The sequence below is a fragment of the Hymenobacter lucidus genome (genome assembly GCF_020447265.1).
GTDB classification, from domain to species: Bacteria; Bacteroidota; Bacteroidia; order Cytophagales; family Hymenobacteraceae; genus Hymenobacter; species Hymenobacter lucidus.
In genome coordinates, this window is sequence record NZ_JAJADR010000001.1 from 417,865 (window position 1) to 438,879 (window position 21,015).

The 21,015-nt window shown below is 58.8% G+C and carries 19 protein-coding genes; 9 read left to right on the plus strand and 10 right to left on the minus strand.

Features of this window, described 5'->3' with window-relative positions; translation table 11 throughout:
- Nucleotides 1-329 precede the first annotated feature (329 nt).
- Entirely contained in the window at nt 330-1,544 is a 1,215-nt protein-coding gene (locus LGH74_RS01775) for an NAD(P)-dependent oxidoreductase (protein WP_226170970.1), read from the plus strand.
- Nucleotides 1,545-1,627: 83 nt separating this feature from the next.
- On the opposite strand, the gene LGH74_RS01780 is transcribed toward LGH74_RS01775, so the two are convergent.
- The 5 genes from LGH74_RS01780 to LGH74_RS01800 all read right to left on the minus strand — a co-directional run bounded on the left by LGH74_RS01780 (nt 1,628) and on the right by LGH74_RS01800 (nt 4,989).
- Complete coding sequence (locus LGH74_RS01780; RefSeq protein WP_226170972.1) at nt 1,628-2,464, minus strand: DUF1206 domain-containing protein; 837 nt, start codon at nt 2,462-2,464, stop codon at nt 1,628-1,630.
- A gap of 74 nt (nt 2,465-2,538) precedes the next feature.
- Nucleotides 2,539-3,111 (minus strand): hypothetical protein, encoded by a 573-nt coding sequence (locus tag LGH74_RS01785; RefSeq protein WP_226170974.1) that lies wholly within the window; start codon nt 3,109-3,111, stop codon nt 2,539-2,541.
- Nucleotides 3,112-3,257: 146 nt separating this feature from the next.
- Nucleotides 3,258-3,476, minus strand: a complete 219-nt coding sequence (locus tag LGH74_RS01790; RefSeq protein ID WP_226170976.1) for a CsbD family protein — start codon at nt 3,474-3,476, stop codon at nt 3,258-3,260.
- Between the two features lie 136 nt (nt 3,477-3,612).
- Nucleotides 3,613-4,203 carry a hypothetical protein gene (locus tag LGH74_RS01795; RefSeq protein ID WP_226170978.1) on the minus strand — a complete coding sequence of 197 codons (591 nt, stop codon included), beginning with the start codon at nt 4,201-4,203 and terminating at the stop codon, nt 3,613-3,615.
- A gap of 42 nt (nt 4,204-4,245) precedes the next feature.
- Nucleotides 4,246-4,989 carry a hypothetical protein gene (locus tag LGH74_RS01800; protein ID WP_226170981.1) on the minus strand — a complete coding sequence of 248 codons (744 nt, stop codon included), beginning with the start codon at nt 4,987-4,989 and terminating at the stop codon, nt 4,246-4,248.
- A gap of 188 nt (nt 4,990-5,177) precedes the next feature.
- Here LGH74_RS01800 and LGH74_RS01805 point away from each other — a divergent pair, with 188 nt between their 5' ends.
- On the plus strand, nt 5,178-6,710 hold the full coding sequence (locus LGH74_RS01805) for a hypothetical protein (RefSeq protein WP_226170984.1): 1,533 nt from the start codon (nt 5,178-5,180) through the stop codon (nt 6,708-6,710).
- Nucleotides 6,711-6,786: 76 nt separating this feature from the next.
- Here the strand turns inward: LGH74_RS01805 and LGH74_RS01810 are convergent, their stop codons facing one another.
- The gene (locus tag LGH74_RS01810) at nt 6,787-7,059 is read right to left on the minus strand and encodes a hypothetical protein (protein ID WP_226170986.1); all 273 of its coding nucleotides are present in this window, start codon (nt 7,057-7,059) and stop codon (nt 6,787-6,789) included.
- A 147-nt stretch (nt 7,060-7,206) separates the two neighbouring features.
- Between LGH74_RS01810 and LGH74_RS01815 the strand changes: the two genes are divergently transcribed.
- Nucleotides 7,207-7,674, plus strand: a complete 468-nt coding sequence (locus tag LGH74_RS01815) for a DUF6799 domain-containing protein (RefSeq protein WP_226170988.1) — start codon at nt 7,207-7,209, stop codon at nt 7,672-7,674.
- Nucleotides 7,675-7,687: 13 nt separating this feature from the next.
- Here the strand turns inward: LGH74_RS01815 and LGH74_RS01820 are convergent, their stop codons facing one another.
- Complete coding sequence (locus tag LGH74_RS01820; RefSeq protein WP_226170990.1) at nt 7,688-9,592, minus strand: WG repeat-containing protein; 1,905 nt, start codon at nt 9,590-9,592, stop codon at nt 7,688-7,690.
- 139 nt (nt 9,593-9,731) lie between these two features.
- On the opposite strand from LGH74_RS01820, the gene LGH74_RS01825 reads away from it, so the two are divergent.
- Nucleotides 9,732-10,133 carry a hypothetical protein gene (locus LGH74_RS01825; protein WP_226170992.1) on the plus strand — a complete coding sequence of 134 codons (402 nt, stop codon included), beginning with the start codon at nt 9,732-9,734 and terminating at the stop codon, nt 10,131-10,133.
- A 151-nt stretch (nt 10,134-10,284) separates the two neighbouring features.
- Complete coding sequence (locus LGH74_RS01830; RefSeq protein WP_226170994.1) at nt 10,285-11,304, plus strand: hypothetical protein; 1,020 nt, start codon at nt 10,285-10,287, stop codon at nt 11,302-11,304.
- Between the two features lie 46 nt (nt 11,305-11,350).
- Here the strand turns inward: LGH74_RS01830 and LGH74_RS01835 are convergent, their stop codons facing one another.
- On the minus strand, nt 11,351-11,806 hold the full coding sequence (locus tag LGH74_RS01835) for an RlpA-like double-psi beta-barrel domain-containing protein (RefSeq protein ID WP_226170996.1): 456 nt from the start codon (nt 11,804-11,806) through the stop codon (nt 11,351-11,353).
- Nucleotides 11,807-12,172: 366 nt separating this feature from the next.
- Between LGH74_RS01835 and LGH74_RS01840 the strand changes: the two genes are divergently transcribed.
- The 4 genes from LGH74_RS01840 (at nt 12,173) to proC (ending at nt 19,196) form a co-directional block, all read left to right on the plus strand.
- Nucleotides 12,173-13,357: a major royal jelly family protein gene (locus LGH74_RS01840; protein ID WP_226170999.1), complete on the plus strand. Its 1,185-nt coding sequence runs from the start codon at nt 12,173-12,175 to the stop codon at nt 13,355-13,357.
- A 206-nt stretch (nt 13,358-13,563) separates the two neighbouring features.
- Nucleotides 13,564-16,413, plus strand: coding sequence for a 2-oxoglutarate dehydrogenase E1 component (locus LGH74_RS01845; RefSeq protein ID WP_226171002.1), 2,850 nt, complete (start codon nt 13,564-13,566; stop codon nt 16,411-16,413).
- A gap of 150 nt (nt 16,414-16,563) precedes the next feature.
- Entirely contained in the window at nt 16,564-18,240 is a 1,677-nt protein-coding gene (gene odhB, locus LGH74_RS01850; protein WP_226171005.1) for a 2-oxoglutarate dehydrogenase complex dihydrolipoyllysine-residue succinyltransferase, read from the plus strand.
- A 137-nt stretch (nt 18,241-18,377) separates the two neighbouring features.
- Entirely contained in the window at nt 18,378-19,196 is an 819-nt protein-coding gene (gene proC / locus LGH74_RS01855) for a pyrroline-5-carboxylate reductase (protein ID WP_226171021.1), read from the plus strand.
- 207 nt (nt 19,197-19,403) lie between these two features.
- Here proC and LGH74_RS01860 read toward each other — a convergent pair whose 3' ends face one another.
- A complete protein-coding gene (locus LGH74_RS01860) occupies nt 19,404-19,793 on the minus strand; it encodes a group III truncated hemoglobin (protein ID WP_226171024.1) in 390 nt (129 codons plus the stop codon).
- Nucleotides 19,794-19,961: 168 nt separating this feature from the next.
- The gene (gene yedA, locus LGH74_RS01865) at nt 19,962-20,906 is read right to left on the minus strand and encodes a drug/metabolite exporter YedA (protein ID WP_226171027.1); all 945 of its coding nucleotides are present in this window, start codon (nt 20,904-20,906) and stop codon (nt 19,962-19,964) included.
- Nucleotides 20,907-21,015 lie beyond the last annotated feature (109 nt).

A 21,015-nucleotide genomic window follows, 5' to 3' on the forward strand; every position in this document is an offset into this window, starting at 1 on the left:
GATGAGGGTGGCAAGGGAGCAGGCCCGGCAACGAGCCCAAGCAAAGGTAGCGCGAAAAGCTTTTATGGGTAAGCTCCGAAACCGGCAAAAGTTTCGGCTTTTTGCGGGGCGTAAAAGCAGCTACCAGCTACAGGGTAATTGTGCTGTTTGCGCCAGCTTTAACAAAAAATAGCACTGAAAAGAGCCGGCACCCGCGCGGTTTACAATGGGTTTATGAAAAAACAGCACAAACGCCACGGCACCTGAGAATTTGGCTGGTAGGGGACGCATACTTCCCCCAAAAAACTAGCTTTGCCCTTCCCAACCCGTTCCCACCCACTCCTAAACGTATGCCTCCCATTACTATCGGCCTCATTCGCGAAGGCAAAACTATTCCCGATAAGCGCGTGCCGCTCACGCCCAAAAAATGCGTGGAAGCCCAAAGCACCTTTGCCGGCCTTACCGTGGTGGTACAGGAAAGCCCCGTCCGTAGCTACTCCGACCAGGAATACCGCGACTTGGGTATCGAGGTCAGTGCCGATATGAGCCGGTGCGACATCCTGATGGGCGTGAAGGAAGTGCCCGTAGCCCAGCTGATTCCCAATAAAACCTACCTGTTTTTCTCCCACACCGTGAAAAAGCAACCGGCCAACCGGGAGCTGCTGCGGGCTATTCTGCAGAAGAACATTACCCTGATTGACTACGAGATGCTTACCAACGCCGACGGGGAGCGAATAGTGGCCTTTGGGCGCTACGCCGGCATCGTGGGGGCCTACAACGGGCTGCTGACCTACGGCCGCAAGCACGACCTCTACAAGCTCAAGCCAGCCTACCAGTGCGTGGACATGGATGATATGCAGGAAGAATTTTTTAAGGTCAAGAAGCTGCCGCCCATCAAGATTGCCGTAACCGGCTCGGGCCGCGTAGCCCAGGGCGCTTTGGAGGTGCTCGACCGAATGGGAATTCGGCGGGTGAGCGTGTACGACTACCTCTACCTCGATTTTGCCGAGCCCGTATACACCCAGCTCCGCAGCTCCGACTACAACGCCCGCCTTGATGGCCGGGTGTGGGATACGCCCGATTTTCACCGCAACCCGCAGCTCTACCAGAGCACGTTCGACAAGTACCTGCCCGTTACCGACCTGCTGATTGCCTGCGCCTACTGGCACCCGGCGGCCCCGCTGCTCTTCACCGAGGAGCAAACCCGGCAACCCAACTTTCGCATCAACACCATTGCCGACGTAACCTGCGACGTGAACGGGTCCATTCCCTGTACCAAGCGCAGCACCAGCATTCAGGACCCGCTGTTCGACTACAACCCCCAGACCGGCGGCCTGGAGGAGCCCTGCTCCCGGGAGGGCAACATCACGGTAATGGCCGTAGACAACCTTCCTTGCGAGCTGCCCCGCAATGCCTCCCGCGACTTCGGCCGCCAACTGCTCGACAACGTGTTTCCCCACCTGCTCAGCGACGATGCCGACGAAGTCATCGAGCGGGCTACCATCACCCGCAACGGCCAGCTTACGGAGCGCTACCAATATCTAAGCGACTACGTGGCCGATTAGCTTCGCCTTGGCCCCATGGAGTGTTACAAGAAAGGCCCGCTGTTGAGCAGCGGGCCTTTTTTGTAACTGGCAGAAAGAAATTTCTATACTCCGTTAAGTACAGGATATTTAGCCTGTACGACCATATATACGCCGTAAGCTACCAAGCCCAGGGCAACTACACCTAACACGCCCGGACCCATAGAGCCCAGTAGGTCGAAGGCGCCTTCGGTGTCGTTTACTTCTCCGGCGTTGGAGTGGCGGGCAGCCTGCACGAAAAAGTAGCCGATAATAGCCATTACGATGCCACGGGCCGTGTAGCCGATCTGACCAGTGCGGTACACAATCTGTTGCTGCTCGGCGGGCAGGCTGCTGGCATTCACGTGCTTGGCAAACTTGCCCGAATATGCCCGCCATATCTGGTAGATACCCGTGCCGATGATGATCAGCCCAATGGCGCCCACCAGCCAGGGCCCATACGACTGCTCCAGCAGTGTGGCCACCATTGACTGCTTGGTGTCACCGCCGCCACCAGCACTACTGACACTGGTGTTTTGCCAGGCTGCCTTGCCCGCATAGAAGGCCAAGGCCACGTAGAACAACCCACTGGCGGCGTAGCCAATGCGCCGGGCAATGCCTTTGGCGCCATTGCCTTTGCTCTCAGTGTCGCGCAGGGCTTGGGTAAAGCGCCAGATAACGTAGCCCGCCAGGCCGAAGGCAATTAGTCCCAGCAGCAGCCGGCCCATTGGCAAATCCTGAATTGCTTGCACGGCCTGCTGCTTGTCGGCGGTTTTGCCGCCTTGCATGCCGGTAGCGGCCAATAGGGCCAGGATGCCCATCGTGAGGTATACTACTCCTTTGGCCGCAAAGCCAAAGCGGGCCAGCGTACGGATGCCCTGGGAGGGCGAAGCATTAGGAAGAACGGAAGAAATCGAGGTCATAGTAGTAGGGAGCAGAAACCAGTGAGGCTACTGCTTACGATCCTGCTACGGTTTAGGTGCATCCGCCCTGCTTTTTACAGGTGCTGGCTGTGCCGGCCCAGTATACCGCTGGGATGAAAGCAAAGCGCGCCGCGCTGGCGGAGTGCCTGATTCTCGGGTAGGTCGAGCGTAAAAACCGGCTTGCCCTGGGCCGATGGACTTTGCAGCAGCCGGTCCAGGATGCCACCGGGAGTGACGTAGGGCACGAAGAACTGATCGGCCAGGTCGGCAATGAGCAGGTTGCGGATATCAGCCGTTTCCTGGGTTACAGTTTTTACGTCGGGCTCGAAAAGCGTGATGAACAGCAGGTTGCCGGCTTCTATTTCCCGGCCGTACTCCATTCGGATGTTGTGCTGGATACCGCGCCCAAGGGCATAAATAACCGGTTGCTGCGGACCCTGCAACAGGTAGCGAAACACGGTTTGCTCCAGCATCGAGTGAAAGCCCGACAAAATGCACTGACCCTCAGCCCGCTGCTCCAGTGCCCATAGATAGGTGGGCTGCTCGATGCTGGCTGGGTAGTTGCGGGAGCAGAAAAAGGCGGTTTTGGGCAGCTGCAGCAACTCCGCGTTGCCAAGCTTGCGTATTTCTTCCGGGGCAATCGACATACTGAACCGCAGTAGTACCAACCCGCTCTAACGGATTAGTGCTGATTGTAATTGTGAAATTACTATATATAATCGGCAATACCCAAAAAAGCCCCGTACCAACTAATGAGTGTTGATACGAGGCTTTTGAATAGTGTTGCTGTAGTCTACAAGTGGCGGTTAAACCAGCTTTTCAGGTCATCAATGGCGTGCCCCGTCTTTTCTTGCAGGCGGCCAAACCATTCGTCCTGCTTGCCTTCCTGGTAGTCTAGGTCGTCATCGGTGAGGCTACCCCATTCCTGCTTGGCTTTGCCCTTGATTTCGTTCCAGTTGCCGCGGGCCCGCAGTTCGGTTTTGTCGTCGATGTTATTGTTATTCAAGTCCATGGTTGTGGGTTTTGGTAGAAAGAACAGTCACTTGTCATACGCAACCTCAACCATGGAGTTGGAATTATTTCAATAAATTATTAATCATATAGGAGGTAAACGCCCCTGTATTCCGGCCCGAAAATCGGCAACCTGTTTAGTTGAATACAGACACTAGAATAATGGCAGTAGCCACCAAAACGGTACCCAAGCCCGTGCCGAACCCGGCGGCGGCTTTGCCCAGCTTCTGCCGCTGCGCCTGCCGACGGTAACCGCTCATGTAGTCAGGGTTTTGCAGCAGTGCCCGGTCGGAGGTGATGATATTGACCGGGCTGGGGCGGCTGGCAGCAATAACAGTTCCGACGACTAGCCCAACGGGCGCATACGCCACCGTAGCGCCGAAAGTGCCCCAGAAAGCGCCGGGCGCCCGGAAGTTTTTCCGGGCATCCAGCATGCCCATGCTACGGGCATCGGCGCCGGAAAGGCTGGGAGCCGCCGGGGCGTGCTGAATTACTTCCTTCGTGCCATTGGCGTACCGAATCAGGAAAACCTGACTGGCGGCTACGTGTAGCGTATCGGAGGCAACGGTATCGACCGGTAAGTAGCTGATATCCGCCGGCGTGATGACGAGTACCCGGGCATTGACTTCACGGCCATCAATGTGCAGAATTACGTCGTGCGGGGCCTGGGCACGGGCCGCACCCGGGAGCAGACAGATGGACAACAGCAACAGGTAGAGAAAGCGCATGGCAGAGTAGAAAGGTAGAATGAATAAATAAATGGTAGTGACCTAGTTGCGACGCGAATTAAAGCCAAGCAGCAAGCTAAGTCGCGCCCCGCCATTGCCGGGTACTACCGCAAAATTCACTGGGAAGTTGACTCCGTGGGAGCGGAAGCTGGTGCCCACAGCCAGGGCTACGCCGGCGCTAACCGGTGTCAGGTTAGGACCCAGGCCAAACTCGAAGCCCTTCGGCCCCCGGATGCCAATCAGTGCGTTCAGGCTGGGAATAAACTTGTTCTGCTCCAGGCCGGCTATCAGCGGTACTATTTCTACCAAGCCCGAGGTGCCATTGGGCAGCCGGAAAACCCGGGTTTCAAATTGCCAGCCAAACTGCGTCAGAAAAGGCTTTACGCCATATTCGCGGTCGGCCTTGGTCGCCACGCCGCCCGTAAGCACCGTGAAGCCAATGCGGGGCCCGCCTAGGTGCACGTCGTTGTAAGCCGATTCTTCGTCGCCGGGTACCAGCGGGCCGGGCGGCAGCGCGGCCGGTACTTTGCCACTGGGCAGGGTGCCCGATGCGGGCCCAAATACCTCCTTGGTCCCGTTGGCGTAGCGAATCATGAAGACGTCGGTTTTGCGCACGATAATCAGCGGGCCGTCCTGGTAATCGAAGCGCTTGTAGTGAATTTCAGTAGGGGTTATTTCCAGAACTTTCACTTGCAGCTCTTCCCCGTTTTGTTTGGTAAGGGTATCTTGGGCATAACTAGTGAGGGCCAGCAGGCAACAGGTAAGCAGGAGTAGAAGACGGCGCATTGCGGTGTGGAGTAGAGTGAAATTTTGTATCCGAAAGATGCAGCATTGACGCGGGCTGCTGCTAGCCAACTTTCTGAGCGGCAGGACTTTTTATTAGTAGCAACGAATGGGGTATATGCCTGATTATTAGATAATTTGCGGCCAGGTATTTAGACTTTCAAGAATTCTCCGCACCTTGAGTCACGACCATGGATGACTTACGGACTACTCTCGCCACTTTCTCCGCCGAAGACCGCAAGGATTTCGGCCGTTTCATTCAGCGCCAGCGCAAAAAGCAGAAGGGCCGCATGGATTCGCGCCTGTATGAGCTGCTGCTGCACCAAAAGGAATATAGCACCGAAGAGCTGGTAGCGCGCCTCTACCCCGAGGAGCCCAATACGGTGGCCTACTATGCCCTGCGCAAGCGGCTGATGCGCCATATTACCGATTTTCTGCTGCTACGCCAGCGCCAGCAAGACCCCACAGCGGCTTCCTCAGTGCGCGGACAGCTCACGCTGGCTCAGTACCTGTTTGAGGCCGGGGTGCCCCGCATGGCTTGGCTCACGCTACGCAAAGCCGAAAAGCTGGCCCAGACCAACGAGCAGTACGAGCTGCTCAACACTATCTATAACCTGCAAATAGCCCAGGCCGATAGTGAGTATGCCGACGACCTGAGCGAAATTATCCGCCGCCGCAACCTCAACAAGAAAGCCGCCGACGAGGAGGAGCGGGCCGGTATTGCCCACAGCCTCATCCGGCAGCGCCTGCGCGAGGCCCGGCAGCGGGGCCGGGCCGGCGAGTCGTTCGACGGCATTATGCAGGAAGTGCTGCGCGAGTACGATTTGCAGGAAGCCTTTGCCCGGCGGCCCTCGTTGCTCTACCGGCTTATGGCCATTGCCCGTAGCGCCATGCTGGCCCGCCGCGACTTTGCTTCCTTTACGCCCTTCGTTATCCGGTGCTACAAGCTCATGGAAAAGCGTCACGGCTTTGCCCAAGCTCACCGCTACTACCAGCTCAGCCTGCTCTACATGATTGCGCACGGCCTCTACCGTACGCGCCGCTTCCCCGAGTCTATTGCGTACCTAGAGCAGCTGCGTGCGGCCCTGTATGCCGGCCCACGCGGCCATTACGCCGATTTTGTGCCCAAGTACACCTTTCTGCTGGCGGCCAACTATGCCTTTCTGCGGCGCAACACCGAGAGTATTCAACTGCTGGAAGAGGTGCTCAAGGGGCGCGACGTGGTGCTCAACACCCGCGACCAGCTCACGGCCCGCCTAGGCCTGGGCTTCCACTATTTTGCCGAGGGCAAGTTTGCCAAAACCAACCAGGTACTTATCGGCATCGGCCGCTCCGACCGGTGGTGCGAGCAGCAGATGGGCCTGGAGTGGGTCTTCAACAAAAGCCTGGGCGAAATGCTGGTGCAGCTGGAAATGGGTAACTCCGACCTGGCGCTGAACCGGCTGCGGGCCATTGAGCGCGCCCTGCGCGAGCGGCTCGGCGACGAGGGCGGCGACTATCACTACGTGCTAAGCTACCTGGGGCTAGTGCGCGAAATCATCGACGATCCGGCGGCCCCCACCACGCCCGGCTTCCGGCAGCGCATGGAAGCCTTGCCCGACTTTTTACCTCTGGAGCGGGAAGATCTGCACGCCATGAGCTTCTACGCCTGGCTAAAGTCGCGTACCGTGTCGCGGCCCTACTACGACGTGCTGCTGGAGCTGTCGGCTACGGCTCCGGTATAAGGTAGTAGCCCACAAAAAGCACCGGGCCCGTGCTGTAGCAGCACGGGCCCGGTGGAAGAAAGGCAGTGGGGAGAAACTACTTGGTTTCCTCTACCAGCTTGTCGGCTTCTTTGTTGACTACAACGGCCGTGTCGCCTTTTTCGGGAGCCATATCGGCTTTCACCTCTTCGGCGGCGTTGTTGGTAGCCTCGGCAGCGCCATTGGCGGCCTCCTGAGTGTTATTGGCAGCGTCGGTAGCGGCGCTTTCAGCAGTTGCTTCTGCGTTGTCCTGCGTTTTCTCGGAGCACGAAGTGGTAGCAAACAGGGCGAAAGAAGCGGCAACGAACAGGGCTTTGAACGACATTTTCATGGCTAAGATGGAATGAATTAGAGTTTTAGGTTGGCTTTTATACGATGCTTCGTCAAAAGTAACCCGCCGGCGGGGCAGAAATTACCCGAAAACCCGGGCCGGCTATTAGTCGTAGCGCAAGCTCTTCACCTTTATATTCCCGTAGTTTTGTTGGTTCCGGCTTTTGTTTTTCGCGCCTTGCTGCTGTGCAGCCTGGCAATGGCCGTGCCCGCGCTGGGGCAAAGCGCGGCGGCTAACGACGGATTTTTGCGCCGGGATGGTACTATGTACGTCATCCGTAACGGTGTGAAGCGCCCCATGACCCGCGACGCGCACCTACCCAACGGCCGCATCATCACCCGCGACGGTTTCGTAGTAGCGCGCGACGGGCACCGCACCGAGCTGGCCGAAGGCAAAGGCTGCGACCTGGCGGGTAGCAGCGTAGCCGTAGCTACCGGCGCGGGCGGGCAACTGGTGCTGGCTGCCGCGCCCCGTTCCCAGGCCGCCGGGGCAGTTCTGGCACTGCCGGCCGGTATGCATCTGCGTCAGCTATTCGGTCCCGGCAAGCAACGGGGCTGGGGCCACTACAAGAAAGGAAAGCACGGCAAAGGCAAGAAGCGCAAGCACGACGACTAGCTCGCTGGCCGCTCTACTCTATCGGGTCACCATCTCGGTCGATAGTAAAAGTGCGGCCGTTTTGCGTCACCTGGGCCCGGCCGTCCACGAAATCGGTAGCATTGGTGTAGCGGCCGAATGGCTTGGTAATGGGTTCGGCGTCAGTCAGGTAGTTTTTGCTGATGAAGGTGTACCCATCGGTCAGCCGCACACGAGCCAGGCCGTCGTGGAAGGAGTAGGCTTCCCGAAACAGCGCTGGGGTTTTAGCTGGCGCTTCGGGGCCGGTGATATAAAACCAGCCCCGGTAGTCGAGCACAGCCGCGTAGCCTTCCGCAAAGTCCAGGGCGTTGTAGTAATAGTGGTCGAATTCCTGCCCATCTTCGTCGATGAAGGTATAGGTGTCGCCGACCCGCACGCGGGCGTAACTGCCGCTGTAGGGGTTCAGCGCATCGTAAGTGGGCGGCAGTATTTCCTGGCCCGCCTCATCGATAAAGCCAAACGCGCCGCCTTGCTCCACCACTGCCCGGTCGTCGTGAAAGTCGCCGATGGCCGAATAGCGGGCCGGCACCACTGTGTCGCCATCGGCTTCCAGCAGGCCCCATTTGCCATTCTGCTCGAAGCGGGTGGGCGGCCCGGCCATCAGGGACCTCACACCGCCCACGACCAGTGCCACGGCCAACACGCCGGTGCCCAAGGCTGCCAGGCGCGGCAACCGGCGCCGCCACGCCCGCAGCTGCCGGAAGCCGGACCGAGCCACCGGGCGCTGCAGCACCAGCGCCGTAGTGGTGGCCGTGCCAGCGGGCGGCGTTTCCAACGGCGCTGTTCTTGTTTCCGTCGGTGCGCCGGCCGCAGTTTGCTGGAGGCGCTGCATCAACTCCTCCAGCTGCTGAATCTTGGCATCCAACTCCCGGTTACGTGCTTCCGATTCGGCCCGCGACGCGGCAATAGCGGCATCCAAGGCTTCTTTTTCGCGACTTTCTACGGCGAGGCGCTCTTGCAGCACAGTGGCTTCGGGAGCCACCGGTGGGGCGGCGGCCAGCTGCTGGCGTAGCTGCGCAATACTTTTCTCCCGCTCGGCCTCACGGGTTTCCATAGCCCGGATCTGGGCGGCCAGCTCGGCCTGCATGGTGGCCTGCCGCTGTTCCAGCTCCCGCTTTTCCTGGTTGCGGGCGGCCAGCGCGGTTTCGGCGTAGCCATACGGGGCGCTGTCGAGGTCATCTACGTCTTCGGCCCCCAGCCACCGCCAGAGCTGGGCTGCCTTCTGCTGGAAAAAACCGTTGGCGGTACCAACAGTAGGATTCGGCCCGACCGGCTCCGGTTCGGGCTCGTCAGCTTCAGTTGGTACTTCGGGCGCGGGCAGGTTGGCGGTCAGATCCGTGAAGAGGTGCTGCAGGTCAGCTTCGCTCAGGTCTATTTCGGGCGTGGCCAGCTGGGCCAGGCGCCGCGTAAAACGGCTGGGGTCGGCCAGCAGCTGAAAGGTGTTGGCGGCGGGTACGGCGCTCATCCGCTCCTCTACTTCCGGCCCAAATGCCACCGGCTCGCCAAACAACAGCAGCCCGGTGATGAAATTTAGATTGGCCTGTCCGGCCGCCAGGTGGCTGGTCAGCAACCGACTCAGCGCGGCTTTCTGCTGGATAAACTGCTGAAACGGATTGTCGGCGTCGGCGGTGCCAATGAGGGGGCGGCCGTCGAGCTGCCAGGCCGCATGGGCAAAGTCGCGGATGGTGAGCCGGCCGCCCCGGGGCTCAAGCAGCAGCACCGTAATCAGGTGGGGGCGCAGCACCACCGCGTCCAGCACCTCTTCATCCGACATCCGCCAATTGGCCAATAGCAGGGTAGGAGGGCCGGCTATTTCGGCGCTTAAAGCGGCCCGAACTGCCTCAAATTGCTCCTGTCGGGCAGTATCGGTGAAGGGCGACAGAACGGAAACCTGGAGCATACGGGAGAAAGTGGTATATTATGGTTGAGCTGGCAGATACGGGCGGTGTGTACGTAAGCAGGCGGGCTTTGGAGACTTAACTTTTCTTGAAGTAAGGCAGTATAGCAACTAACTTCTTTCGATTTTTTCCGCCCCAATCATGGACTCAACCGCGCCCACGCCCCAAAACAATCCAGCTCCTACCGTACCGCTGGACGTAACCGACCAGCAAAATACTGCGCTGCTCGATGATACCCTTTCCCTGCTTAACAACGGCGTGCCGGAAAAAGCCGACCAGCGCGGCCTGGGCGAGATAGAGCGGTGGGAAGAGGTGCTGCGGGCCTCAGAGCGGCCCGGTCTGGCCAAGATAATCCAAGAGCTAGCCACCCTGCGTGAGCAGCTCGGGACTCCTGATACCGCCGCCCACGACATTGCCGAAACGCTGGCCACGCTCGGGGCCGAGACGGTGAAGGTAGCCGACGAAACCTCCGACGACTACAGCGCCCCGCTTACGCACCTGGGCAAGCTGCTCATCAAAATGGGTTCTTCGCTTTCCCGCTAGTTCAGGATTGCTCCCCAACCAAAAGCCTCCGCCAAACACTGGCGGAGGCTTTTGGTTTTAAGGCACGCTGCCGGGGCATCGGCCGGTGTTGGTGCCGAATTCTGACCTCGGGCGGCGTACTTTTGCGCCTTCATTTCCTTTTGTGCCGCTTATGCCTGCTACCCCGCCCGACCTCACGCTCTACGACCCATTCACGGGCATGCGCTTTGCCCAGCACTGCTTCCTGTGTGGCACGCCTACGCCCCAAGCCTCCGATTCGGTCTTGGTGTTCGACCAGTGGCTGCTGAGCCGCTACCAGCTGGCCGGGCTGCAGATCAAATTGCTCGATCAGAGCGTGCTGGCCTACAAAGACTTGCGAATGCCGTGCTGCCCAACTTGCAAGCACAACCATGTGGAGCCGCTGGAGCACACGGTAGCGGCGGCCGTGCAGGCCGGCCCTACCGCCTTGAGGACTCTCGACGAGAAAACCCTGTTTCTGTGGCTGGGTAAGATGTTCTACGGTGTAATGCTGCTTGAGCTGCTCAACGAACTGGACCCACTGGCCAAACCGTTGTACCCATTGGCCGAGAACACCCAGCTACTCCGCAAGCTGCAGTGTTTTTTCGAAGTATTTCAAGCCCTCCGCATTCCTATCGAGTACGAGGATTTCACGCCGGCCTCGATTTTCATCCTGGAAACGGCTGCGCCGGAAGACACGATGCCCTTCGAATACGACGATGACCTGAGCACCATGACCTTCAGCATTAAGCTGGACGAAACGGTGCTGGTGAGCTGTCTGATCGACAATGGCCTACTGCGGCAGGCCATGGGCCGCGTGTACCGCGACGCACAACGGCCACTGCACCCGATTCAGGTAGCCGAGTTCAAAGCTCGCGTGTACTACGGCGCTTACCTGCTGAATGTGGTGCCCGACTACTACCCGCGCCCCGTGCAGCCCGGCGACACGCACTTGGTATTCGACACGCTGATTGACGATGTGACACGCGAAATCTTCAACCCGTGGGAAAATTCGGGCTACGCACAGTCGTTGCAGGAAATGTGGAAGCGTTGGCAGATTCCGGTTACGGAAATTATGCGCGACCCGCAGCAGCCGCTGAGCTATTTGTACGATGCTGATGGTCAGCCCCGGACGATGGAAACGTGGGCAGGAATAGCTGGTCAGCCTACGTAGGGCAAAGGAAAATAAAACTGCTGTTACGAGTTGGAAAGGGTGAAATCTAGCTGGCGTGCCACTCAGGCTCGATCTTGCTGATTTTCACGTTTTTCCACATCTCGTTGAGGTGTTCTGACTTGGCCGCCAGAATATCCATGCAGTGACGGTGCCGACGGTTCATTGTGTCGTGAATGATGTAGTTGCCGTCGAGCTTGGGTGAAATACCGGTCACCCGAACTGAGTCGCCGAATTCAAAGTCGCCGCCCCAACGCTTCAGCAGGTCGCGGGAAAGGGCCATCCACCGCATTTTGCTGGAATGCCGGCGGGGAATCCGGGAGTTGTCGGCCGTAACGAAGGGCTCGGAATCGGTTTGCCGGGCATCGGCTTCGTATATCGTAGCCGTAACGGTATAGGTGGGTAGGCGGCGGGGTAAGCGCTTAACTACCAGCGGAGCAGAAACGAAAGCCACCGTGCGTGGGCTCAGATGGGCAACGGTAGAAGGGAGGGCTGCGGAGAACATAGGCCGCGCGGGAAACAGCAGAGTAAGTAGGACTAGCGCAATAGACATGACGTTTGGGTTCGTGGACTCTTCTTCAGACCCGAAGAGTATGGGTTGCCCCGGTGAGGGGCGGGCAAGATGGGGTTAACTCCCTAGCGGGGTAAAAAGTTGCTGCCAGGGCAAATGAGTTGCGGAGGGGGATGATAAAGATAGACGAAAATTATAATAAATATTACTAAAGACATAATTATGCTGGCATTTGGATACATTGTTGGCAAAAAGCTGCCGTCGCCCGGGAGAAATCAGGAACCCGCCGGAAATGGAGTCGTAAGAAAAAGGCGCAGCTTCTACCCGCGTCGCTCTTTCTACTCTACCAAAACGCCTGCTATGTTTACCTCCATCTCCCGCTCGGCGGCCCCGCATCTACCCGCCTGCAGCTTGGCGCTGCTACTCACTACACTGGCCGCCTGCTCGTCGCCCGACAAGCCCCGGGACGCCGCCGCTACCACTGATTCGGACGCTGCTGCTACGGAAGCGCCGGCCAATTCTCCGCTGCAGGTAGTGGCTGAGTTTCGGGAGCCCCAGATTGTGGGCGTGGCCGTGCTGCCCGACGGCCGCGTGTTCGGCGACTTTCCCCGCTGGGACAATAACCCGGTAGCGCCTATTGCTGAAATCGGTACCGACGGCTCTGTGAAGCCCTACCCCGATGCCAACTGGTGCACCTGGAATGAAACAGTGAAAAACGAGCCGCAGAAGCACTGGATATGCCCCCAGAGCGTGCACGCCGATAAAACCGGTATGCTCTGGGTGCTCGACCCAGCCTCGCCCGGCCTGAAAGGCACCGTACCCGGCGGCCCCAAGCTGGTCAAAATTGACCCCAAGACAAATGCGGTGGTGCAAAACATTAGCATCCCGGAAAGTGTGGCCCCGCGCAAGTCTTACCTCAACGACGTGCGCATCGACACCCAGAACAGCTACGCCTACATCACCGAATCGGGAGTGGGTAGCTTGGTGGTCGTGGATCTGAAATCGGGTAAAGCGCGCCGGCTGCTGGCCACACACCCGTCGATGATGGGCGACACGACGCTCAATATCAAAGCTGATGGTCACGAAATGATTGACGCCACCGGCAAAAGGGCCCGTTTCAGCGCCGACGGCATTGCTCTGAGCCAGGATCTGCAGTACCTCTATTGGAAACCTCTGACCAGCTACAAGCTCTACCGGATCAAAACGGAGGCCCTCCGCAACCCGGCCTTGGTGGATGCGCAACTGGCTGCGCAAATCGAGGATCTGGGCAAAGTGCCCGCCTGCGACGGTATGGAAATCGACGCGACCGGCAACTTGTATATGACCACCTTCGAAGACCATTCTATCAAGCGGCGTACCCCCGATGGCAAAATTGAGCCCGTAGTGCAGGACGCCCGCCTGCAGTGGCCCGACACGTTTGCCTTCACGGCTGACGGCACGATGTACGTGACGGCTTCGGCCATTCACAAAACCCCGACCTGGAACAAAGGTGTGGGCAAGCAGGATCAACCATACCGTATTTTTAAAATGGCCTTGCCTAAATAGCTTGCAAGCTCAGGTGCAAGGCTTTCCGAATCTACAGGAAAGCTTTGCGCCTTATTTTGAATAGATTGGACGGCACCTAAACAAGAAAAGAATGGTTGCAAAAATAAGCTTTTGAAAAAGAGGCATATTCGTGTAACCGAATTTAGGTTTTCGCCTTACCGCAGCGCGTAATACATTTACGCCACTTCACTTAGCTCCTCGCCCACATGGACGCTTACTCCTATATCGCCAACGCCCACGGCGACTACATCGACCAGCTCTATAAAGCCTATCAGGCCGACCCTGAGTCGGTAGACTTCGGCTGGCGCAAATTCTTCGAAGGTTTCGACTTCTCGCAGCAGTACGCTGGCGAGGGCGAAACCCAGGTCGTTGGTTCGGGTGTGCTCAGCACCTTGGCCTCTACCGATAGCGCCGGCCAGATCCGGGCCGTCGATACTGTGTCGGCCGACAAGGAAACGCAGGTCAGCAACCTGATTCACGCCTACCGCAGCCGCGGCCACCTGCGCGCCAAGACCAATCCGGTACGGGAACGGAAAGACCGCAAGGCCCGCCTCGATATTGCTGATTTTGGCCTTGGCGAGGCTGATCTGGATACCACATTCAAGAATGGGGAAGCTATTGGCCTGGGTACCGGCGCCAAGTTGCGCGACATTATTGCCGCCCTGGACAAGATTTATACCCGCAGCATTGGCTTCGAGTATATGTATATCCGCGACCCGCAGGTTCTGGACTGGTTCCGGGCCAAGGTGGAGAAAGATTCGTTGGCCTTCAACCCCGGCGTGGAGTACAAAAAGCGCATTCTTAAGAAGCTCAACGAGGCCGTAGTCTTTGAGAACTTCCTGCACACCAAATTTCTGGGACAGAAGCGCTTCTCACTGGAAGGCGGCGAAACCACCATTCCGGCTCTCGACGCCATCATCAACAAGGCCTCCGAGTTGGGTGTGCACGAGGTGATGATTGGCATGGCCCACCGCGGCCGCCTGAACGTGCTGGCCAACATAATGGGCAAGACCTACGAGCAGATATTCTCGGAATTTGAGGGCACGGCCGTACCGGATTTGACGATGGGCGACGGCGACGTGAAATACCACATGGGCTACAGCTCGGAGGTAGAAACCGAAGCCGGTCAGAAAGTAAACCTGAAGCTGGCGCCCAACCCCTCGCACCTCGAAGCGGTAAACCCCGTGGTAGAAGGCTTCGTGCGGGCCAAGATTGAACACCAGTACGGCAATGACTACCACCAGATTCTGCCCATCCTGATTCACGGCGACGCGGCGCTAGCCGGCCAGGGCATCGGCTACGAGCTGACGCAGATGTCGCAGCTGGAAGGTTATAAAACCGGCGGCACCATTCACTTCGTGATTAACAACCAGGTTGGTTTCACCACCGACTTTGAGGATGCCCGCTCGTCTATCTACAGCACCGATCTGGCCAAGATTATCGATGCGCCGGTGCTGCACGTGAATGGCGACGACCCTGAGGCCGTGGTATTTGCCGTGCGCCTGGCTACCGAGTACCGCCAGCAGTTCCACGCCGATATCTTCATTGATATGGTGTGCTACCGCCGACACGGCCACAACGAGTCGGATGAGCCCAAGTTTACCCAGCCCACGCTCTACAACATCATCAGCAAGCACCAAAACCCGCGCGAAGTGTACAACGCGACGCTGGTGCAGCGCGGCGACGTAGATGCTGAGCTGGCCGCCCAGATGGACAAGGAGTTCCGTGAAACTCTGCAGGCCCGCCTGGATATGGTGAAGCAGAAGCCGCTGCCGTATAATTATCAGGCCCTAGAAAATGAGTGGCGCAGCCTGCGCCGCTCCAAGCCCGAGGACTTCGACCAGTCGCCCGAAACTGGTATTAGCGAGGAAGTGGTAGCCAAAGTAGGCAAGGCCCTGACCACGCTGCCCGAAGGCTTCCGCCCGCTCAAGCAGATTGAAAAGCTGATTGAGGAGCGCAAAAAGATGTTCTTCGATACCCGCGTGCTGAACTGGGCCGCCGGTGAGTTGCTGGCCTACGGCTCGTTGCTGACCGAAAAGCACATCGTGCGCGTCAGCGGGCAGGATGTACAGCGTGGTACCTTCTCGCACCGCCACGCGGTGCTGCACGACGCCGAAACCTCGGCGCCCTACAACTCGCTCAACTACATTGGCGAAGGCCAGGAGAAGCTGAGCATCTACAATTCGCTCTTGAGCGAGTACGCGGTGCTGGGCTTTGAATTCGGCTACGCCATGGCCAACCCTACGGCCCTGGTTATCTGGGAAGCTCAGTTCGGCGACTTCGCCAATGGCGCCCAGACCATGATTGACCAGTTCATTGTATCGTCGGAAAGCAAGTGGCAGCGTATGAACGGCGTGGTGCTACAACTGCCCCACGGCTACGAAGGCCAGGGCCCGGAGCACTCCAACGCCCGTCCCGAGCGGTTTTTGCAGCTGGCAGCCGAGCATAACATCATTGTGGCCAACATGACCACGCCGGCCAACTTCTTCCACGCCCTGCGCCGGCAGCTAACCTGGAGTTTCCGCAAGCCCTTGGTAGTGATGTCGCCCAAGTCGATGCTGCGTCACCCGTTGTGCGTCTCGCCGGTGGAGGAGTTTACTTCCGGCTCGTTCCGCGAGGTGCTCGGCGACACGTATGCCGACGCCAAAAAGGTGAAGCGCGTGCTGCTGTGCTCAGGCAAAGTCTATTTCGACTTGTTGGAAGAGCAGCGCACTTCGAGCCGCACCGACGTGGCCATCGTGCGCCTGGAGCAGCTGCACCCCTTCCCTAAAAAGCAGCTCGACGCTGAGTTGGCCAAATACCCCAAAGCCAAGCTGTACTGGGTGCAGGAAGAGCCGGAAAACATGGGCTACTGGAACTACCTGCTGCGCTTTATGCGCCGCGAGTTGGAAGACGTGGTAGCCCGCAAGCCTTCGGCCTCGCCCGCTACCGGCTACAATAAGGTGCACGTAAAGGAGCAGAAGGAGCTGATTGGCCGTGCCTTCGACAAGCCCAAGGAAGCGGTGGCCGATGCCAACATCAAAGGCACCGTGGAAGTCGCCAAGAAAGCCGACTAACCGTAGCGCAAACTGGCCGCCGCTGCTTAGCTTGCAGGGCGGCCAGCTTGCCAATACCACGCACGGCGCGGCCATTACAGCTGCCCGGTGCGGCGCGAGGCCAGTGCTTTGCGCGACACTCTCACCCGAAACCCTTCTAACTCCCTCCCTATGGGTCTGGAAATTAAAATTCCCGCTGTCGGCGAGTCTATCACCGAGGTTACTATTGCTAAATGGCTGAAACAGGACGGCGACACGGTAAAGCGTGACGAAGTTATTGCCGAGCTCGAATCGGACAAAGCCACGTTTGAACTGCCCGCCGAAACCGACGGTGTGCTCAAAATCCAGGTGGCCGAGGGCGAAACTATCGGCATCGGAACCGTTATTGCCAGCATCAACGGTGACAGTTCTGCTGCTCCGGCTGCACAGCCACAAGCCGCCGCACCGGCCGCTGCCCCCGCGGCTCCGGCCGCCGACCCGATAAGCAAAGGCGAAGAAAACCCTAAAGCCAGTGACCAGGCCGGCTACGGTGGTAAGCCGGAAGGTGGTGCGGCTGCTCCCGTCGCCGAATCTGCGGCCCCGGCCGCTTCGGCCGGTGGTGCTACCGTCGAAATGAAGATTCCGTCGGTAGGCGAGTCCATTACGGAAGTAACCGTGGCTAAGTGGCTGAAGCCCGACGGGGCACAGGTAGAGCGCGACGAAGTTATTGCCGAGCTCGAATCAGATAAGGCTACGTTTGAGCTGCCTGCCGAAGGCGCCGGCACGCTGCGCCACGCCGTGAAGGAAGGCGAAACTATCGGTATCGGAACCGTTATTGCCCGCATCGAAGGTGGTAGCGGCGCTGCTGCTCCAGCTCCGGCCGCTGCTCCCGCCGCCACCCAGGCTGCCCCCGCTGCTACTGCTCCGGCTTCGGCCAGCACTTCCAGCTATGCTACCGGTACGCCTTCACCGGCGGCTGGTAAGATTCTGGGTGAGAAAGGTATTGCCGCTGGTGATGTGCAGGGTTCGGGCCGGGATGGACGCATTACCAAGGAAGACGCCCTGAACGCTCAGGCTCGTCCGGCTGCCCCAGCCGCACCGGCTGCTGCACCAGCTTCGGCTGCCCCGGCTGCCAAACTCGCTGCCGCCGCGCCAGCCACCAGTGGTAACCGCAACCAGCGCAAGGAGCGCATGAGCAACCTGCGCAAGACCGTTGCCCGCCGCCTGGTGTCGGTGAAAAACGAGACGGCCATGCTCACCACCTTCAACGAGGTGAACATGCAGCCTATCATGGACCTGCGCAACAAGTTCAAGGACAAGTTCAAGGAGAAAAACGGGGTGGGCCTGGGCTTCATGTCTTTCTTCACCAAGGCCGTGTGCGTGGCCCTGAAAGAGTGGCCCGCCGTGAATGCCCAGATCGACGGGGACAGCATCGTATACAACGATTTCTGTGACATCAGCATCGCCGTTTCAGCCCCGAAAGGCTTGGTGGTGCCCATCATTCGCAACGCGGAAGAGCTGTCATTCGAAGGCATCGAGAAGGAAGTAGTGCGGCTGGCTACGCTGGCCCGCGACAACAAGCTCACCATCGAGCAGATGACCGGCGGCACGTTCACCATCACCAATGGGGGCGTATTTGGCTCCATGATGAGCACCCCGATTATCAACGCGCCACAGTCGGCCATTCTCGGGATGCACAACATCATTCAGCGCCCCGTGGCCGAAAACGGTCAGGTCGTGATTCGCCCGATGATGTACTTGGCCCTGAGCTACGACCACCGCATTATCGACGGCCGCGAGTCGGTGTCGTTCCTGGTGCGCGTGAAAGAATTGCTCGAAGACCCGACGCGCCTGCTGCTGGGCGTGTAATTGGTAGTACCTATTAACCTTGTAAAAGGGCGGCCCAGACTTCTGAGCCGCCCTTTTTTGTGCCCATTCGGTTTCAACCTAAACAAAATCAAGTAGTTTGCATCAACTGCCCTTAAGGCAGCTAACCCGTAGAAATAATGGAAGACACGACTACGAAGATTGCCATTCTGGGCAGCGGCAACATCGGCATTGCCCTGGCCAAAGGGCTGGTAAAGGCCAGCATGGCCACGCCCGATGCCATTACTCTAACCCGCCGCAACGCTGCCGCACTGGCACCCCTGGCCCAGGCCGGCTACCACACCACTACCGACAACCTGGCCGCCGTAGACCAGGCCGACATTATTGTGCTGGCCGTGCTGCCCCAGCAGCTCAATAAGTTGCTGGAAAGCATTAAAAGCGCCATTAACCCCGACAAGCACCTGCTGATTTCGGTGATTTCCGGGGTGAGTTGCCAGGACATTCGCACCCAGGCCGGGGCGGCCGTGCGCGTGGTGCGGGCCATGCCCAACACGGCTATCGGCATCGGCCAGTCGATGACCTGCATTGCCAGCGACCAGGAAGTGGAGAATGATATTGCGTTGGTAGAAAAGCTGTTCGACACCGTGGGTATGACCGTGCGCATCAACGAGGAGCTGATGACTTCGGCCACAGCTTTGTGCGCCTGCGGGGTAGCCTTCTTTCTGCGCGCCATCCGGGCAGCTTCGCAAGGCGGCACCGAAATCGGCTTTCATGCTCACGATGCGCTGAAAATGGCGGCCCAAACGGCCAAAGGCGCTGCTGACTTGCTGTTGCAACTGGCCTCGCACCCCGAGCAGGAAATTGATAAAGTTACCTCGCCGAAGGGCTGCACCATTGCCGGCCTCAATGAAATGGAACACCACGGCTTCAGTTCAGCCATGATTAAGGGCATTAAGCTCTCGGCCGACAAGGCCGGCAAACTCTACAAGGACGAATAGAGGCCTGCTTGCCTTCGGGTTCCATCCGGCTTTATCAGCCAAAAAAAGCCCCGTACTGGTGAAGTACGGGGCTTTTTTCAGGACTGTCGCTTCAAAACTGTGTGGAAGGGCGAAGCACAGCGGGGTGGTGAATGAAAGGAGTAATGCGGGTCGTGGAAAGGAAAGGGTGGGAAAGGAGTAGTGCGGGTGGGAGTTATCTAGGGTCGTCTAATCGACGGGCAATTCGCGGGTACGGGTCAGGCTGAGGCGGGTGGCCATCTGGCGGGCCAGCTTTTTGGCTTCTTCGGCTTTGGAGCCGGCAAAGCACTCTTCCACGGCCGAAGAAAATAGCGTAACCCAGTGCTCAATGTGCGGGCCGCTGGTGGGCATGGCCAGCTGCTCGGGCAGTGGCTCACCTTCCTGAGCCCCCTGGCCCAGCAGGGTGCTGCTCCAGTAGCGGTATTGGGTGGTGAGGTAGTGGGGCCAGTGGATGCGGGCTGCTGCGCCGAAGCGTGCTCCCAATAAGGTGTCATTGGTGGCTTTGTGGCACAGCGTGTCAACAAGCGTCTTGATGTCGCCTTCGGTTCTGATGTCGGGGAGAATAGCAGATGGTTTCATGAGCAGCGGCTAAGCGAGTGGAGTACCAGATACGCAGCGAATTTACGCAGGTTTCATCAATTTCGCTCTATGTGGTATGTATATTTGTATAAAAAGTATGAATTATGGTGTGGAAAATCGTTTGCACAGGCTGTAGAGTCAATTTATTTATTTTTTGACGTGCTGTATTTAGCGGTCAAGCTTGCTTGGTTCAATCGGCTCAGCCTTCTGCCGGCCGCCCAACACTACAAGCACCACAGCCGCTACAATAAGCGCCGCCCCGCCCAGCATGCCGATGGTGAGCTGCTCGCCGGCAAAGGCCCAGCCCAGCAGCACAGCTACCACCGGGTTGACGAAGGCATACGTGCCAGCTAGGGCGGGCTCTACGGCCCGCAGCAGCCAGATGTAAGCCGAAAAAGCCACGATGGACCCAAGCGTAACCAGGTACGCATAGGCCAGCCACGACTTGGTCGTAACGGCCGCCAGCTCGAAGTCGGCCGCTTCGCCCCGCACCAGGCCGATGATAAGCATAGCCAGGCCGCCGCAGATCATCTGCATGCCGCCGGCCAGGAAAGGGGAGGAGGCCGCCTGCTTTTTCTTGGAGTACAATGAGCCAATGGCCCACACCAGCGCCGCTACCAGCACCAGCGTAATGCCGGTGGCCTCGTGGCCCGGAATAGCCACATGACTTGCGCCCGGGGTACGGGCCAGCAGATACACCCCCACCAGCCCCAGCACCAGGCCCAGTGCCACCCAGGGCGTGGGCCGGGCCGCCACGCCGCTGGCCCAGCCCAGCAGGGCCAGAAACATGGGCACCGTAGCCACCAGCAGCGACGCCATGCCCGAGGGAACGTACTGCTCGCCGAGCGTGACGCCACCGTTGCCGAACGTGAGCAGGCAGATACCGATGATGACGGCCGTAGCCCAGCCCTGCCGCGTGGGTGCTGCTTCGCCCCGCAGCCGCATGAACGTATAGAGAATGAGACCCGCCAGCAGGTAGCGCGAGCCGGCCATAAGCAGGGGCGGAATACTGTCGATGGCAAACCGGATGCCCAGGTAGGTAGAACCCCAGATAATGTAGACGATGGCAAAGGCACCCAGGATGGCGGCGCGGGAGGGAGTGGCAGTTGGCATAAGCAAAGAATTGTAGCCGTAAACCTACGGGAAACTGCGCCGGACGGCCACCCGAAACTTGCGGTAGCCTACCTTCGCCGGGCCAACCCTGGCCGTAGTGCGAACTACA